Annotated in this window: 14 protein-coding genes and 3 pseudogenes; 4 read left to right on the forward strand and 13 right to left on the reverse strand. The window is 69.2% G+C overall.

Features of this window, described 5'->3' with window-relative positions; all coding sequences use genetic code 11:
- The first annotated feature begins 57 nt into the window (after window positions 1-57).
- Window positions 58-690 carry a TetR/AcrR family transcriptional regulator gene (locus QR64_RS15855; RefSeq protein WP_082921152.1) on the forward strand — a complete coding sequence of 211 codons (633 nt, stop codon included), beginning with the start codon at window positions 58-60 and terminating at the stop codon, window positions 688-690.
- A gap of 48 nt (window positions 691-738) precedes the next feature.
- Here QR64_RS15855 and QR64_RS15860 read toward each other — a convergent pair whose 3' ends face one another.
- The 7 genes and pseudogenes from QR64_RS15860 to QR64_RS15885 all read right to left on the reverse strand — a co-directional run bounded on the left by QR64_RS15860 (window position 739) and on the right by QR64_RS15885 (window position 6824).
- Entirely contained in the window at window positions 739-1089 is a 351-nt protein-coding gene (locus QR64_RS15860; RefSeq protein WP_039586201.1) for a metal-sensitive transcriptional regulator, read from the reverse strand.
- A gap of 281 nt (window positions 1090-1370) precedes the next feature.
- Window positions 1371-2709 (reverse strand): annotated as a pseudogene (locus QR64_RS27990) (heavy metal translocating P-type ATPase); the annotation flags it as partial.
- Between the two features lies 1 nt (window position 2710).
- Window positions 2711-3627 (reverse strand): annotated as a pseudogene (locus QR64_RS27995) (heavy metal translocating P-type ATPase); the annotation flags it as partial.
- 34 nt (window positions 3628-3661) lie between these two features.
- A complete protein-coding gene (locus tag QR64_RS27065; RefSeq protein WP_019290682.1) occupies window positions 3662-3859 on the reverse strand; it encodes a hypothetical protein in 198 nt (65 codons plus the stop codon).
- Between the two features lie 34 nt (window positions 3860-3893).
- Window positions 3894-4100: a heavy-metal-associated domain-containing protein gene (locus QR64_RS15875; protein WP_006554281.1), complete on the reverse strand. Its 207-nt coding sequence runs from the start codon at window positions 4098-4100 to the stop codon at window positions 3894-3896.
- A 159-nt stretch (window positions 4101-4259) separates the two neighbouring features.
- Window positions 4260-4472, reverse strand: a pseudogene (locus tag QR64_RS15880) (heavy metal translocating P-type ATPase); the annotation flags it as partial.
- 744 nt (window positions 4473-5216) lie between these two features.
- Window positions 5217-6824, reverse strand: a complete 1608-nt coding sequence (locus tag QR64_RS15885; protein ID WP_039586143.1) for a multicopper oxidase family protein — start codon at window positions 6822-6824, stop codon at window positions 5217-5219.
- Between the two features lie 285 nt (window positions 6825-7109).
- Between QR64_RS15885 and QR64_RS25980 the strand changes: the two genes are divergently transcribed.
- A complete protein-coding gene (locus QR64_RS25980) occupies window positions 7110-7340 on the forward strand; it encodes a transposase (RefSeq protein ID WP_230826341.1) in 231 nt (76 codons plus the stop codon).
- Here the strand turns inward: QR64_RS25980 and QR64_RS15890 are convergent.
- From QR64_RS15890 to QR64_RS15910, 5 genes are all read right to left on the reverse strand, one after another.
- Complete coding sequence (locus QR64_RS15890) at window positions 7325-8182, reverse strand: F510_1955 family glycosylhydrolase (RefSeq protein WP_037217562.1); 858 nt, start codon at window positions 8180-8182, stop codon at window positions 7325-7327. The genes QR64_RS25980 and QR64_RS15890 overlap by 16 nt on opposite strands.
- Window positions 8183-8220: 38 nt before the next feature.
- Complete coding sequence (locus tag QR64_RS15895; RefSeq protein WP_052227334.1) at window positions 8221-10410, reverse strand: copper-translocating P-type ATPase; 2190 nt, start codon at window positions 10408-10410, stop codon at window positions 8221-8223.
- A gap of 46 nt (window positions 10411-10456) precedes the next feature.
- Window positions 10457-10943: DUF305 domain-containing protein (locus tag QR64_RS15900; RefSeq protein WP_235367171.1), on the reverse strand; the 487-nt coding region annotated here is incomplete at its 5' end.
- A 244-nt stretch (window positions 10944-11187) separates the two neighbouring features.
- On the reverse strand, window positions 11188-12678 hold the full coding sequence (locus QR64_RS15905) for a multicopper oxidase family protein (protein ID WP_372462306.1): 1491 nt from the start codon (window positions 12676-12678) through the stop codon (window positions 11188-11190).
- Window positions 12679-12697: 19 nt separating this feature from the next.
- Window positions 12698-12985, reverse strand: coding sequence for an SHOCT domain-containing protein (locus QR64_RS15910; protein WP_006554273.1), 288 nt, complete (start codon window positions 12983-12985; stop codon window positions 12698-12700).
- Window positions 12986-13122: 137 nt separating this feature from the next.
- Here QR64_RS15910 and QR64_RS15915 point away from each other — a divergent pair, with 137 nt between their 5' ends.
- Both QR64_RS15915 and QR64_RS15920 read left to right on the forward strand, forming a co-directional pair.
- On the forward strand, window positions 13123-13893 hold the full coding sequence (locus tag QR64_RS15915; RefSeq protein ID WP_006554272.1) for a response regulator transcription factor: 771 nt from the start codon (window positions 13123-13125) through the stop codon (window positions 13891-13893).
- Window positions 13890-15035: a sensor histidine kinase gene (locus QR64_RS15920; protein WP_006554271.1), complete on the forward strand. Its 1146-nt coding sequence runs from the start codon at window positions 13890-13892 to the stop codon at window positions 15033-15035. The genes QR64_RS15915 and QR64_RS15920 overlap by 4 nt, the downstream gene beginning before the upstream one ends.
- A 173-nt stretch (window positions 15036-15208) precedes the next feature.
- On the opposite strand, the gene QR64_RS15925 is transcribed toward QR64_RS15920, so the two are convergent.
- The gene (locus QR64_RS15925) at window positions 15209-15661 is read right to left on the reverse strand and encodes a universal stress protein (RefSeq protein WP_006554270.1); all 453 of its coding nucleotides are present in this window, start codon (window positions 15659-15661) and stop codon (window positions 15209-15211) included.
- Window positions 15662-15727 lie beyond the last annotated feature (66 nt).

The following is a 15727-nucleotide window of genomic DNA, read 5'->3' on the forward strand; positions in this document are numbered from 1 at the left end:
CACTCTGTCACGACATCTTCACCATGTCGAGGCTGTGGCGCTGCGTATACTTCGGGGGTGCCCAAGCTGTGGAACGAGACGATCGCCTCGCATCGCCACGCCGTGCGGGAGGCGACATTGGACGCCGCTGCGACCGTGATCACCGAGTCCGGTCTCGCGGGGGTGAGCATGTCGAAGATCGCCGAACGCACCGGGATCGGCCGGGCCACGCTGTACAAGTACTTTCCCGACGCCGAGGCCATCCTGGCGGCCTGGCACGACCGCCAGATCACCCGCCACCTGCAGCACCTGGCGCAGGTACGCGATCGCGCCACCGGCGCCGGCTCCCGCCTCGAGGCGGTGCTCGGGGCCTATGCGCAGATCCTCACCCATCATCCCACCGGGGCGATCGTGGCCGGGCTGCACCGCGGCAACCACGTCGAGCATGCGCAACATCGCCTGCACGAGTTCGTACGCGCCCTGGTCACCGACGCGGCGCAGGTCGGCGAGGTCCGCGACGATGTCCCGGCCGACGAGCTGACCGGGTACGTGCTGCATGCGGTCACCGCCGCCGAGGGGCTCGACTCGCCCGCCGCCGCGGACCGGCTCGTCGCCCTCATTCTGACCGGGTTGGCTCCGCAGCAGGGACCCCGGTCGCCACGTCCGCCGTCGACGGATCAGGCCTCGAAATCTGCCGCCGCCCACCACTGACCGGTCGCCGGGCGAGGAGCCAGTGGCCCTCTGTCGGCACCCGGTCGGTCAGGACCGGACCAGGCGGGCGATCGCGTCGGTGGCTTCTTTGATCTTCGCCTGCGCCTCGGGGCCACCGGCGACGGCGGCATCGACGACGCAGTGGCCGATGTGGTCTTCGAGCAGCCCCATCGCCACGGCTTGCAGCGCCTTGGTCATCGCCGAGATCTGGGTGAGGATGTCGATGCAGTACTTCTCGTCCTCGACCATCTTGTGCACCCCTCGGGCCTGGCCCTCGATCCGCTTGAGCCGTTTGAGGTAGTCGTCTTTGGCGGTGATGTAGCCGTGCCCGGCGTGGTCGCCGGCGCCGGCGGCGGCCGGGGCGTCGGGGGACGTGGCCGCGGGGGTGGGGGTGGCCATGGGGTCCTCCTGGTATCCGGCTGTCAGCACGAGCACCCCCGATTATGCCCACCGGAGGTAGACGGCCGAGGCGGGTGCGCCTCCTGCAGGCGGTGGCCGGCCGCCNCAGCCGGCCGCGCACCGGGCCGCCGCCCGGGCGGCCGGATGACGGGCGATCCGGATCAGCGCGGTGGTCACCGTCGACATGCTCTTTCTCCTTGGTGGTGGTGGGGAAGATACGGACGCAGGTGGGTGGCGCCTGCCCGCGCCACCCACCCGGCTTCGGTGAATTCCGGTCCCGGTCACCGGGCGGTGGAGCGGAAGCGGCGCAGTCGCAGGCTGTTGCTGACCACGAACACCGACGAGAACGCCATCGCCGCGCCGGCGAGCATCGGGTTGAGCAGTCCCATCGCGGCCAGCGGCAGGGCGGCGACGTTGTAGGCGAAGGCCCAGAACAGGTTGCCCTTGATGGTGCCCAGGGTGCGGCGCGAGAGCCGGATCGCGTCCGCGGCCGCCCGCAGGTCCCCGCGCACCAGGGTCAGGTCGCTGGCCTCGATCGCGACGTCGGTGCCGGTGCCCATCGCCAGGCCGAGGTCGGCCTGGGCGAGCGCGGCCGCGTCGTTGACTCCGTCACCGACCATGGCGACGACCTTGCCTTGTGCCTGCAGGCGTTTGACCACGTCCACCTTGTCCGCCGGGAGCACCTCGGCGATAACCTCGTCGATGCCGACCTGGGCTGCGATGGCCTGGGCGGCGGCGGTGTTGTCGCCGGTGAGCATGATCGGGGTCAGCCCCAGCTCGCGCAGCTGGGCGATCGCCTCGGCGGAGGTCGGTTTGACGGCGTCGGCCACCACCAGCACCGCCCGGGCGCGGCCGTCCCAGCCGACCGCGACGGCGGTCTGGCCGGCGGATTCGGCGGCGGCCATGGCCTCAGCGAGGTCGGCGGGCAGGTGCTGGGAGAAGTCGGCGAGCAGCCGGGCGCGGCCGACGAGCACCGCATGCTCGTCGACGAGGCCCTGCACGCCCAGGCCCTCGAGGTTGGTGAACTGCTGGGCTGCGGGTAGGTCGCCGATCTTCTCGCGGGCGCCCCGGGCGATGGCCTGCGCGATGGGATGCTCGGACGAGTCCTCCACGGCTCCGGCCAGGCGCAGCACCTGACCGGCGTCCTGGCCGGTAGCGGTGATGACCTCGAGCAGGGTCATCTTGCCGGTGGTGACGGTGCCGGTCTTGTCGAGCACGACGGTGTCGACGCGGCGGGTCGATTCGAGCACCTCGGGGCCCTTGATCAAGATGCCGAGCTGGGCGCCGCGGCCGGTGCCGACCATCAGCGCGGTCGGGGTCGCCAGCCCGAGAGCACACGGGCAGGCGATGATCAGCACGGCGACGGCGGCGGTGAACGCCGCGGCGACCGAGCCGCCGGTGCCGAGCCAGAACCCCAAGGTGGCCACCGCCAGGGCGATCACGATCGGGACGAAGACACCGGAGATCCTGTCGGCCAGTCGTTGGGCCTGGGCCTTGCCGGTCTGGGCGTCTTCGACGAGTCGGGCCATCTGCGCGAGTTGGGTGTCCGAGCCGATCCGGGTGGCGCGCACGACGATCCGCCCGCCGACGTTGACGGTGGCGCCGACGACCGGCTCGTCCNACCTCGACCGGCACCGATTCCCCGGTGAGCATCGAGGCGTCCACCGCGGAGGAGCCGTCGACGACGACACCGTCGGTGGCGATCTTTTCGCCGGGGCGCACGACGAACTCGTCGCCGACGGCCAGCTGGTCGATCGGGATGCGGTGCTCGGTGCCGTCGCGGCGGACCGAGACGTCCTTGGCGCCGAGTTCGAGCAGTGCGCGCAGGGCGGCGCCGGCGCGACGCTTGGAGCGGGCCTCGAAGTAGCGCCCGGCGAGGATGAAGGTGGTGACCCCGGCGGCGGCCTCGAGGTAGATGTTGCCGGCGCCGTCGGTGCGGGCGATGGTCAGCTCGAACGGGTGCGTCATCCCGGTGACGCCGGCGGTGCCCCAGAACAGGGCGTAGATCGACCAGCCCAGGGCGGCGAGGGTACCGAGGGAGACCAGGGTGTCCATGGTGGCGGTGGCGTGCTTGAGGTTGGTGTAGGCGGCCTTGTGGAACGGCCACGCTCCCCATACCACCACCGGCGCGGCGAGGGTGAGCGAGAGCCACTGCCAGTTCGGGAACTGCCACGCCGGGACCATCGCCATCGCGATCACCGGGACGCTGAGCACCAGCGAGATCAGCAGCCGTTGCCGCAGCGCGGCGGTCGGATCCGGTGTGGTAGCCGGTGGGGCCACGGTGCCGGTGCCGGGGGCGGGGGGCGGGGTCGGGAGCGTGGCGGTGTAGCCGGCCTGTTCGACGGCGGCCACGAGATCCTCGGCCGAGACGTCCCCGACGTAGTCGACGCGGGCCTTTTCGGTGGCGTAGTTCACCGTGGCGGTGACACCGTCGAGCTTGTTGAGCTTCTTTTCGACCCGGCTGGCGCAGGACGCGCAGGTCATGCCGCCGATGTCGAGTTCGATTCGGCTGTCGGCCGGGTGGGTGACGGACTTCATCGCGTCTTCCTCCCTCTCGCAAATGTGGTGGCGGTCAGTGCCCGTGTCCGGACGGCATCGGCGCGGTGGCGACCTCGGTGGGGGGCGGGGTGTCGACGTCGTGGATTTCGGTGCCGTGGGTGGCCGGTGGTGCGGGTTCGTCGGGGCCGAGCACGGCGCCGGCCCCGAAGGACAGGGCAAAGACCGCGGCCAGGGCGGCGAGGAATCCGGTGATCTTCGACGGGGCCTTCATCGTGTGCGGTCTCCTGTCCGGGTCGCGGGGTCGGTCAGTCGGCGAGCCGGTAACCGGCCTCGTCGACCGCGGTGGCGATCGCGGTGCGGTCGATGTCGGTGGTCGAGTCGATGTCGACGCGGCCGCTGGCCAGATCGACGGTCACGCCGGTCACGCCGGGGATCTGGCCGATCTCCTCGCGTACGGAGGAGGCGCAGTGCCCGCAGGTCATGCCGGTCACGGTGACGGTGGTGGTGCTCATGGGTTACCCCTCTTGCCGATCGGTGCGGACACGGGATTCCGTGTCGCGGCGGGTCTTCTGTCCCCACCCGCACAATGTATACCATACCCCCCTAGGGTATCTAGAGGTGCAGAGGAACTACTCTGCCCTCACCGAGCCCTCGTTTCCCACCACCGATCAAATCCCGGGCCGGCGCGACCGGAGTTCGGCCCAGCCGCCGGTGAGGAACGGCGTGCCGCCGTAGACGAAGATCACCGTGCCCAGCACCGGCGGAATCCACATCGCGCCGGGGAAGTCCGGCATGGGGTAGCCGAGCAGGTCGGCGACCATGTGGCTGAACGCGACGACCGGCACCGACAGGATCAGGCTGACCCAGAACCGCCGGCGGAACATCTCCCCGCGTGCCCCGTGCCCGGCATGCCGATCGTGACCCCCGTGCCCGGCATGCCGATCGTGACCTCCGTGCCAGGTATGAGCAGCGCCTTGTCCTCGCGAAGTCAGGGCGATGCGGCGGTATCGATGGCCCGACACGCTAAATACTGGATGCCGCTACGGATGTCTTGCTGTGCAGCTGTACCCGTACCCGTTGTGTCAACGCAGCGCGGGGACCGCAGCTGCTGCCGCTCGTCGCCTGACGCATCGACGAGGGGTCCCGGGAGTAATGGCGCAAAACCACGAGGTTCGCGTAGTTCCTGATCGGCGGTGATTTCTCGGTTCGGGCTGCGGACCGGGATGGTTGGCGCTCGGCTTGGCTATTGATGAGGTTGGTCGGCGTTTTGGGAGGCTGGGGTTCGCGGCGACGCGGGCATTCGGGAGCGAGGAGTTGCAGCGACTTCGGGAGTTCCCGGAGATCAGTCGTGAGGAGTTGTTCCGGCACTTCACGCTGACCCCGGCTGATCCGACATTCGTTGCTCCGCAGGGCAGGGCCCTGCAGTCCGTCTTGGCTGGCGTGGTGCCCCGCGAGCACGGCCACACCCGCGGCGGATGCCCTACGAAACAATCAGACCCTCTCCACCCCTGCGTTAGACATCCGGTCCACACCGACCGGGTACCGAACCGGCCGGGTTACCGAGAAGAACGCGCCCGGCGGGGTGCATCACCGGTGCCGGGTGCCGGTGACGCACCCCCACACGGCGCTCAGCTCCGGTAGTCGAGCCTGGTCATCATGCCCGCGTCTTGGTGGTAGCCGTTGTGACAGTGCAGCATCCAGTAACCGGGATTGTCAGCGACGAGGTTGACTTCGATCTTCTGCATCGGCAGGACGATCACGGTGTCCTTACGCGGTCCTGGGGTGCCATCGGCGCGGACGACCTGGAACGTGTGCCCGTGCAGGTGCATCGGATGCCACATCATCGACATGTTGGTGAACGTCAATCGGGCATGCTGGCCTTCCCGGACGGTCAGTGGCTCCATCTGGTCGAACATCCGGCCGTTGATCGTCCACTGATAGCTCATCATGTCGCCACCGAGATCGGCCGTCAGGTTCACATCCGGCGGTCCCTGGGGAAGCATCACTTCACCGGTGGCCGAGAACGAGTGCACGGTGCCGACCTGCCCGGCGAGTTCGGTGGGCCGCATACCTGGATCCGGCACGGCGCCGGCGCCTGTCCGGAGCAGGGCGCGGGTCTGCGCGTTCTTACCCTCTGCCGCGGCGACGAGCGGAAAGACGCCGTCTGCGGCCGTGACGATGACGTCGTAGCGTTCGGACATTCCGACCAACAGTGCATCGACCTCGGTGGGGACCACAGGGAAGCCGTCGGTGTGGGTGACGGTCATGCGGTGCCCGGCGAGCGCGACCCGGAACGCGGTGTCGGCACCGGTATTGATGATACGAATCCGGATCCGCTGGCCCGGCTTGGCGGTGAACGAAGAAGGAGACTCCGGGACGCGGCCGTTGATCAGATAGAGCGGGTAGGTGACATCCCCGGCGTCACCGCCGAGAAGGTTGTCGCTCGTCCCATCGGACAAGCCGCTGGTGGGCGGCTGAGCCATGCCCGACATGCCTGATGACATGCCTGATGACATGCCCGGCATGCCGGACATACCTGGCATGCTCATCCCGGGCATGGAGCCGTGATCCATCGATCCCATCCCACCTTCGCGGAGTTCGTCGAGAATCTGTTGAGGGCTGCGACCGACACCATCGGTCCAGTCATCGAGGACCACGATCCATTCCGCGTCGTACGACAAGGGTTCGTTGGGGTCGTCGACGATCACCGGCGCATACAGCCCGTAGTCCGTTTGCCCACCGACATGTGGGTGGGCCCAGAAGGTGCCCGAGTGCGGCACCGAGAACCGGTAGGTGAAGGACTCGCCCGGCTTGATGTCGGGGCTTGCGGGGGCGGCGCCGTCCATGTCGTTGCGCAGAGCGATGCCATGCCAGTGCACCGATGTGGGATCAGACATCTTGTTGTCGACCGTGACGGCCAGCTCGTCACCGACGCCGGCGCGGATCACCTGTCCCGGCACCGTGTCGCCGTAGGCGTAGGAACGCACTGTTGGTCCGCCGAGGTCGAGTTCTGTCATTTGCGGGGTGAGGTTGGCAGTGACGGTACGACCGGTGTGAGGGCGTTTCGCCTCGGCAGCGAGAATCGCGCTCTGCTCGACGCTCGCTGCTGTGGTGCCGGGCGTCGTCGAGGTTGTCTTGCTGCACGCGGTCAGCGCCAGACCGCCGATGCCCACCGAGGTGGCGGTGAGGAATGTTCGCCTGCTGACGCGGGGACCGAAGTTGCCGGAGGGGGTCACGAAACTCTCCTGAAGAGTGTGCGGTGCGCGCCAGCATGTGGGGCGCGCTGGGAACCGAACAGCTGACCGGACTCCGTATCGGAAGGACACAGGTCGGGTCGGATCCGATCACGTGCGCAGGACACATTTCCGGTGCAAAATCTCCACACCGGACGCTGACGGGGGCCGCCACCGCCGCCACCGACCGAGGCCCGCCGCGTAGCTGCATGCGATGTCGCTGCCGGTGTTCGGCCGGGGCACTCTGTCGGGGTTCGACCTGCTGCCCGCATCCGCAACCGGCACGACCTGAACTTCTACCGCCCCGAGGCGAGCGCCCGCTATCAGCACATCGATTCGCTGTTCGGCGACAACGTCCTCGACTGGGCGCTGCTCGAGACCCACCGGCCGGACCTGATGTGCACTGTCCCCTCGACCCGGGATGGACGATTGTCGTCGGTGACGCGGCTGCGCAAACTGGGCAACCATTCCCGCAATAAGGCCCGGATCAGTGCTCATCGGGGTCAGTCCAGTGGGTAGAGCGTCTGGGCGGTCGCGGCATAGGCGGTGTCGAAGTCGACGGCCAGCACGGCTTCGACCGGCCCGACCACCGCGTGTTGTTCCCAGCTCTGGCCGGTGCGGCTGCGCCAGGCGGTGCCGGTGGTGTCGACCCCCCACAGGGAGCCGTCGCTCGCGGCGGAGAGCAACGCCAGCGGCGGGGCGTCGGGCACCAGGGTGAAGGTGCGCCCGGCGTCGGTGCTGTGTTTGAGTCCGGCGGTGGTGGTCGCCCACACTCCGGTGTCGGTGACGGCGAGCGCGGCCGCGGCCAGCGGGGCGCCGGCACTCCAGGTGGCGCCGTCGTCGGTGGAGGTCAGCAGGCCGGTGCCGCCCTCGTATCCGACCAGCAGCTCTCCGTCGGTGGCCAGGGCATGAAAGTCGACTTCACCGGTCAGGGATTTCGGTGTCCAGGTGCGGCCGCCATCGAGGCTTTCGATCAGTCCCAGTGGGTTCGGGGCGGAGCTGGACGGCCCCGGATGCCCGGACGCGAAAAGGTGGTCGCTGCCGGGCACGCCGGTCAGTCCCATGAAGTCGTCGTCGGAGCCCCCGAGGCGGGTGGTGCGCCCGTCGGTGGCGAGGTCGACGAGGCCGGTGTGGGTGCCGGCCAGCACCGCCCCGCCGGGGGCCAGATGCAGACCGTGCAGGTGATCGAGCGCCGGGGCCAACGCCACCCCGGGCACCGACGACTCGACCGCCGCCACCCCGGCCCCGGACCCGGACCCGGCCGGGGTGGGTGGCTCGCCGGTCGAACACCCGACCAGCACCGCCGCAGCAGCCACAGGGACAAGGACATGCGCCCACCGGCGCAGGGGAAAACTCCACATGAAAAACGAACTCGTTTCGGATCGGGTCGGGTGCCGGCTCAGGTGCGGGCCAGGCGGGCGGGGTCGAGGTCGAGGCGGCGCAGCAGCTGAGCATTGAGCGCGACCACGATCGTCGAGACCGACATGAGGATCGCGGCCACCGCCGGGGAGATCGCGACCCCGGCGAAGGCCAGCACCCCGGCGGCGAGCGGAACGGCGATGATGTTGTAGCCGGTGGCCCACACCAGGTTCTGCCACATCTTGCGGTAGCTGGCATGCGAGAGCGCGATGATCGACAGCACCGCCCGCGGATCGTTCGCCGCGAGCACGACGCCGGCGGATTCGATGGCCACATCGGTGCCTGCACCGATCGCGACGCCGACATCGGCGCGGGCCAAAGCGGGGGCGTCGTTGACACCGTCGCCGACCATCGCGACCGTGTGCCCGCGGTTCTGCAGTTCGGTGACCTTGGCGTCCTTGTGTTCGGGCAGCACCTCGGCGAACACCTCGTCGATACCGAGATCGGCCGCCACCGCGTCGGCGACCTGCCGCGCATCCCCGGTGATCATCGCGACCTTCACCCCACGGGCGTGCAACGCGTCGATGGCCTGACGCGATTCCTCGCGCACGGCGTCCTCCAGCGCCACCGCCCCGAGCACCCGGTCACCCTCGGCCAGGTGCAGCACCGAAGCCCCGCGCCGGATCCACCCGGCGGTGACGGCGGTGACGTCCGCGGGCACCGACAACGACAGGTCGGTGAGCATCGCCGGTCCGCCGACCGTCACCTCGGTGCCGTCGACGATCGCGCGCACCCCGCGTCCGGGTAGCGACCGGAAGTCGGTGGCGACGATCCGCTCGCCCGCCGGGACACGACTGTCGGCGGCGGCGACGATGGCCCGCGCGACGGGATGTTCACTGTCGGCCTCGACCGCCGCGGCCAACGCCAGCACCTGCTCGTCGCTGATCCCGTCGGTCACAGCGACGCCGGTGACCTGATGCCGGCCCTGGGTCAACGTGCCGGTCTTGTCGAAGAGCACCACATCGACGGTGCGCATGCGTTCGAGCGAGAGCCGGTCCTTGACCAGCACCCCGGCCTGGGCGGCGCGTTCGGTGGAGATCGCGATCACCAGCGGGATCGCCAAACCGAGGGCGTGGGGGCAGGCGATGACCAGCACGGTGACGGTGCGCACCACGGCCTCGTCGACGTTGCCGAGCAGCGACCACACCGTAAAGGTGACGATGCCCGCGATGGCGGCGAAGTAGAACAGGAACGCCGCGGCCTTGTCCGCCAGTGCCTGGGCGCGAGAGGAGGAGGCCTGGGCGTCGGCGACCATCCGTTGGATGCCGGCCAGGGCAGTGTCGTCGCCGACCGCGGTGATGCGCACCCGCAGCGCGCTGTCGGTGGCGACGGTGCCGGCGACCACGGTGTCCCCGACCTGCCGGGTGACCGCTTTGGATTCGCCGGTGATCATCGATTCGTCGACCTCGGCGCGGCCGTCGGTGACGGTGCCGTCGGCGGGCACTCGCGCCCCGGCGCGAACCAGCACCCGATCGCCACGGGACAGCTCCGAGATCGGCACCTCGCGGGTGCCGTCATCGGTGATCTTCTCCGCGGTGTCCGGGAGCATCGCGGCCAGGGCTTCGAGGGCGCCCGATGCCGAGCCGAGGGCACGCATCTCGAGCCAGTGCCCGAGCAGCATGATCACGATCAGCAGCGCCAGCTCCCACCAGAAATCCAGGTTGAATCCGCCGAGTCCGAGGGTGGTGACCCAGGACGCGACGAATGCGACGCTGATGGCCATGGCGATGAGCAGCATCATCCCGGGGCGGCGCGAGCGGAGTTCGGCCCAGCCGCCGGTGAGGAACGGCGTGCCGCCGTAGACGAAGATCACCGTGCCCAGCACCGGCGGAATCCACATCGCGCCGGGGAAGTCCGGCATGGGGTAGCCGAGCAGGTCGGCGACCATGTGGCTGAACGCGACGACCGGCACCGACAGGATCAGGCTGACCCAGAACCGGCGGCGGAACATCTCCCCGTGCGCCCCGTGCCCGGCATGTCGATCATGGCCCCCGTGCCCGGTGTGACCCTCGTGCCCGGTGTGGCCTTCGTGCCCGACATGGGCGAGGTGCTCACCGTGACCGGCGTGCGCATCATGTTCATCGGGGGGCGGACTCTGCGTCACCGCACCGTGGTCATGCCCGGCGGATGCCGGCTCCGGGTCGTTGGGTCCGTGCTCGGGGCGCGCCATCGAGACAAGCTCCTGACTGTAGTGGGTTGGGAAACGAACGCGGTGTCTACAGGGTGGTCAGCAGCTGGCGCATGGTGTCGATCTCCTGCTGCTGGGTGTCGACGATGGTGCGGGCCATCTCGACGGCGTCGGGGAACTGTCCGTCCTCGATCTCGGTCTGCGCCATGTCGATCGCGCCTTCGTGGTGGGCGATCATCTGCTCGAGGAACAGGCGAGCGGCGTCGGTGCCCTGCGCATCGGACAGTGCCTGCATGTCCTCCTCACTCATCATCCCTTCCATCTGCATTCCCTCCATTCCCTCCATACCGTCCATGCCCTCGTCCATGTCCATGCCGGGCATGTCGTTGTTGCCGGTTTCGGGCATCTCGGTGGGCTCGCCCCACTGCTCGAGCCAGGATTCGAGCTGCGCGATCTCCGGGCCCTGAGCGGCCTTGATCTGCTCGGCCAGCGCGGTCACGTCGGCGGGGATGTCCTGCTTGGCCAGCAGCATGTCGCTCATCTCGATGGCCTGACTGTGGTGCGGGATCATCATCNGTCGGCGTCGTTGTGCGCTGCCGCTTCGTCGGCGGCGGAGGCGGTGGCCGAGGTGGTGGCGCTCGATGTGGCGGCGGTGGTGCCGGTGTCGGAGTCGCTGCACGCCGCCGCGGTGAACACCACCGCCAGCGCCATGGCGCCGACGGCGAGAGTCTTCTTGTTCATGAGTGGATCCTTTCCTCGAACGGTCACAGACACAGGTGAACCAACGACGGGGTATCCCCGCAGCCGGCGCACCCTGGACTAGGCCAGGTAGGACACGGTGGTCATCATCCCGGCCTCCTGGTGGTAGGCGTTGTGGCAGTGCAGGGCCCATTGGCCCGGGTTGTCGGTGTCGAATTCGATCTCGACGGTGCGCATCGGCCCGATGGTGACGGTGTCCTTGCGCAGACCGGTGTCGGTGAGCGCGAAGGTGTGCCCGTGCAGGTGCATCGGGTGGAACATGTCCGACATGTTCCGCATCCGCATACGTACCCGCTGCCCTTCGCTCACGTCCAGCGGCGGGATGTCGGGGTGGGCCCGGCCGTTGAGGGTCCACCGGTACGGCGACATGGTCCCGCCCATATCCACGCTGTGATACAGGTCGTGATCGCGCTCCGTCAGCCGCACATACTCGCGGGGCGCGAGGTCGGTGCCGAGCAGCACCCGCCGCTCCAGCTCCTCGGGCCGGGACCGTGCGGGTAGCTCGCCGACGGCGGTGCGCACCAGCGCTAGCCCGTGCCCGGTCTTGCCTTCCGCCTGCGCGAACAACGGGAACACGCCGTCGCCGAGGGTGACGAGCACGTCGAAGCGCTCGCCCATGCCGATCAGCAGTGCGTCGGTGTCCTGCGGCACGACGGGGAAGCCGTCGGTGTGGGTGACGGTCATCCGGTGCCCGCCCAGCGCAACACGGAAGGCGGTGTCCGCGCCGGCGTTGACGAACCGGATCCGTACCCGCTGCCGCGGTGTGGCGGTGAAAACCATCGGGTCCTCGGGGACTCGGCCGCCGACCAGGAAGTGCGGGTAGGAGACGTCCCCGGCGCCGCCGAGCAGCGGGGAGAGCATCGTTTCCTCCCCCATGTCCATGCCGTCCATGCCGTCCATGGCGCCGTGGTCCATCCCGCCCATCCCGGCATCGTCGCTCTCGCCGGTGGCGCCGATGCCGAGGTCGCGGCCCACCTCGTCCGGGGTGCGGCCGGTACCGTCGAGCCAGTCGTCGAGCACCACGATCCACTCGTGGTCGTAGTCGCCGGGCTCGAGCGGGTCGTCGATGACCAGCGCGCCGTACAGGCCGCGGTCGAGCTGCAGCCCGGAATGCGAATGGTAGAAGTACGTGCCCGGATCCGGGACGGTGAACTCGTAGGTAAACCGGCCGCCGGCGGTGATGGGGTCCTGGGTCAACCCGGGTACCCCGTCCATGTCGTTGCTCAGCGCCAGGCCGTGCCAGTGCACGCTCGTCTCGACCGGCAGCCGGTTGTCGACCTCCACCCGCAGCAGATCCCCGGCGCGGGCCCGGAGCAGGGGTCCGGGCAGATTCTGGTCGTAGCCCCAGGTGGAGACGACGCGCCCACCGAGGTCCACCTCGACCGGACGCGGCGTCAACCGGGCCGAGACCACTCGCTGGCCGGGGCTGCGGCGCTGCTGCTCGAGCCGGCGCACCACGCCCGACGAGGCGGTCACCGGCGCACCGGTCGGCGATCCGGATCCGGAACAGGCCGCCAGCGCCCCGGCACCGACGAAAAGCGATCCGAGCATGAAGGACCGGCGGGTCAGTTCACCCACGGATCGGCTCCTGTCGGCCGCTGCCATCGGCCGTGCCCCTGGTCGGGGTCAGTAGCTGACGGCGTGCGACGAATTCGTCGTAGTCGATATCGCCGCGGGCGAAACGCGCTTCGAGCACCTGCAGCGGACCTGCCTCGTGTTCGGTGCCGTCTGGCCCGCTTGCGCGGTCGGTGCGGAACATGGCGGCCATCAGGTAGAGCACCACCGCCCAGAACGCGAGCATGCACACGGCCATGAGAATCCATCCGGTCAAGCTCAGCTCACCTGCCCAGCCCATCATGATCGTCCCCTTCCTTCTCTTCGTGCTTCCAGCCTCGCGCACGGACCCCGGTAATCCGGTGGAGGTTGCATGAAGATTTGCTCAAGAAGTCCGGCCCGCAACGTCAGCGCCGGACGCTACTGGCGATGATGGATGCCATGGACACCTCTGCGCGCACGCCCGAGACCAGCAGCGACACCGCAACGGTGCGGCGCCCGCCGACGGGGTTGCGGGCGATGGTCGTCGAGGACGAGGCGCCGCTGGCGAACCTGGTGGGCAGCTACCTCGAACGCGACGGGTTCGAGGTCACGATCACCGGTGACGGCGCCGACGCGGTCGGCCTCGCCCGGCAGGTCGATCCCGATGTCGTGGTCCTGGATCTGGGCCTGCCACATCTGGACGGTGTCGAGGTGTGCCGGCAACTGCGCACCTTCTCCGACGCCTACGTGGTGATGCTCACCGCCCGCACCGAGGAAGTCGACACCCTCATCGGGCTCTCCGTCGGCGCGGATGACTACATGAGCAAACCGTTCAGCCCCCGGGAGTTGACGGCCCGCATCCAGGCCATGCTGCGTCGCCCCCGCACCCACACCCCCCGGCCGGCCGAGTCTGTTCCGGGCACGCCCGCCCGCAACTTCGGTGACCTGGCCATCGACGTCGACGGCCGTGAGGTCACCGTCGGCGGCGTGCCGGTGGCACTCACCCGCACCGAATTCGACGTCCTCGCCGCCCTGTCCCAGGATCCCGCTGTCGTTCTCAGCCGGACGCAGCTGATCGAAGCGGTGTGGGGTCCGAGCTGGGTCGGGGACGAGCAGCTGGTCAACGTGCACATCGGGCATCTGCGCCGCAAACTCGGCGACGACGCCACCGAAGGCCGCTACGTGCGCACCGTCCGCGGCGTCGGCTACCGGATGGGCACCGGACAATGAACACTCGGATCCCCGCGTCGGGGCCGTCGCTGCGACGGGCACTGACCGGTTCGAGTTTCGGCACCCGACTGTTCCTCGCCCTGACCGTGGTGGTGGTCGGCTGCGCGGTCAGCGCCTGGCTCGTCGCCTCCGCGCTCGCGCCCGGCATCTTCCACGATCACCTCGGCCAGGCCGGCATCGACCACAACTCCAGCGAAGCCGCCCACGTCGAACAGGCATTCACCCGGGCGATCATCCTGGCCTGGGGCCTGGCCATCGCGATCGCCGTGCTCCTGGCGCTGGCGGTGAGCTGGTACTTCACCCGCCGCGTCCAACGCTCGCTGACCGCCGTGACCGCCTCCACGGCCCGGATCGCCGATGGCCACTACGACACCCGCGTGCCCAGTCCCGGACTCGGCGGCGAATTCGACGAACTCGCCGCCACCGTCAACGAACTCGCCCGCCGGCTCGACGCCACCGAAACCACCCGGCGTCGGATGCTCGCCGACCTCGGCCACGAGATGCGCACCCCCATCGCCACCCTCGACTCCTACCTCGAAGCCCTCGACGACGGCATCCGCACCTTCGACGACGACACCCGGGCGGTCCTGCGCGCCGCCACCCACCGGCTGGGTCGTCTCGCCCAGGACATCACCGCGGTCTCGCGCGCCGAAGAACACCTCACCCGCATCCGGCCGGTGCCCACCACCACCGGCGCCCTGGTCACCACCGCGGTGGATGCCGTGCGCGAACAGTACGACAGCAAGGGCGTTGCCGTGCACAGCCGTATCGACGACTCCGCAGCTGTGACGGTCGATCCCGACCGGCTCGGTCAGGTGCTGGGCAATCTACTCGACAACGCCCTGCGCCACACCCCCAACGGGGGCACGGTCACCGTCACCAGCAGACGAGTGGACAACGGTCATGCGGAGATCGCCGTCGCCGACACCGGTGACGGCATCACCCCCGATCACCTCGATCATCTGTTCGACCGGTTCTACCGGGCCGATGCCGCCCGCGACCGCCGACACGGTGGGAGCGGCATCGGCCTGACCATCACCCGAGCCCTCGTCGAAGCTCACCACGGGCGTATCCAGGCGCACAGCGAGGGACCCGGCCGTGGGGCACGCTTCACCGTCGAACTGCCCACCGCCGGGTACTGAAACACAATCCTGAGGCAAGCTGTCCGGACCGGGCCAGAGAGACGGCGCTTCTGGAAGGGCGCCGGAACCCGGTGACGGCATCGACGTCGATCCGATCGGGGTCGGCCGAGGAGGCGGATCCCCAACCGGGCGCCGGCGGGATCGCCGCGTGCCGAGCACCGCGACGGAGCGAGTCATATCGCAGCACGTGCCGGGTGCTTCGGCCGGATGATCAGTACCGGACAGGGGGCGTGGTGGGCGATCTGACTCGACACCGAGCCGAGCAGCAGGTTGGTGAAGCCGCCGTGGCCGCGCGAACCCACGACCAGAAGATCTGCGTCCTTCGACGCCGTCAACAGCACGGCCGCGGCGGGCCCCTGATGGATTTCACTGCTGACGGCGACACCGTCGCAGGACACCTCCTTCAATGCTCGGGCCTGGATTCGTTGCGCCACGCGCTGAAACGCATCGAACTCCCATGGCAGGCTTTCCATACCGGCCGCTACTGCGGGAAACTGCCATCCGGTCACCACGCGGAGCTGCCCGTGGCGCAGCCGAGCTTCCGTGACCGCCCATTCCAGGGCGAGCAGTGACTGGGGTGATCCGTCCACTCCGACGACCACCTCGAATGTGTGTTCCTCGTCCATGGGGCACGCCTTCCCGTACTACTAAGTGACGTAGTTGCAGACTGTCACATCAACGACGTTGACGTC

The organism is Rhodococcus sp. Chr-9, assembly GCF_000801125.1.
GTDB classification, from domain to species: domain Bacteria; phylum Actinomycetota; class Actinomycetes; order Mycobacteriales; family Mycobacteriaceae; genus Rhodococcus; species Rhodococcus pyridinivorans.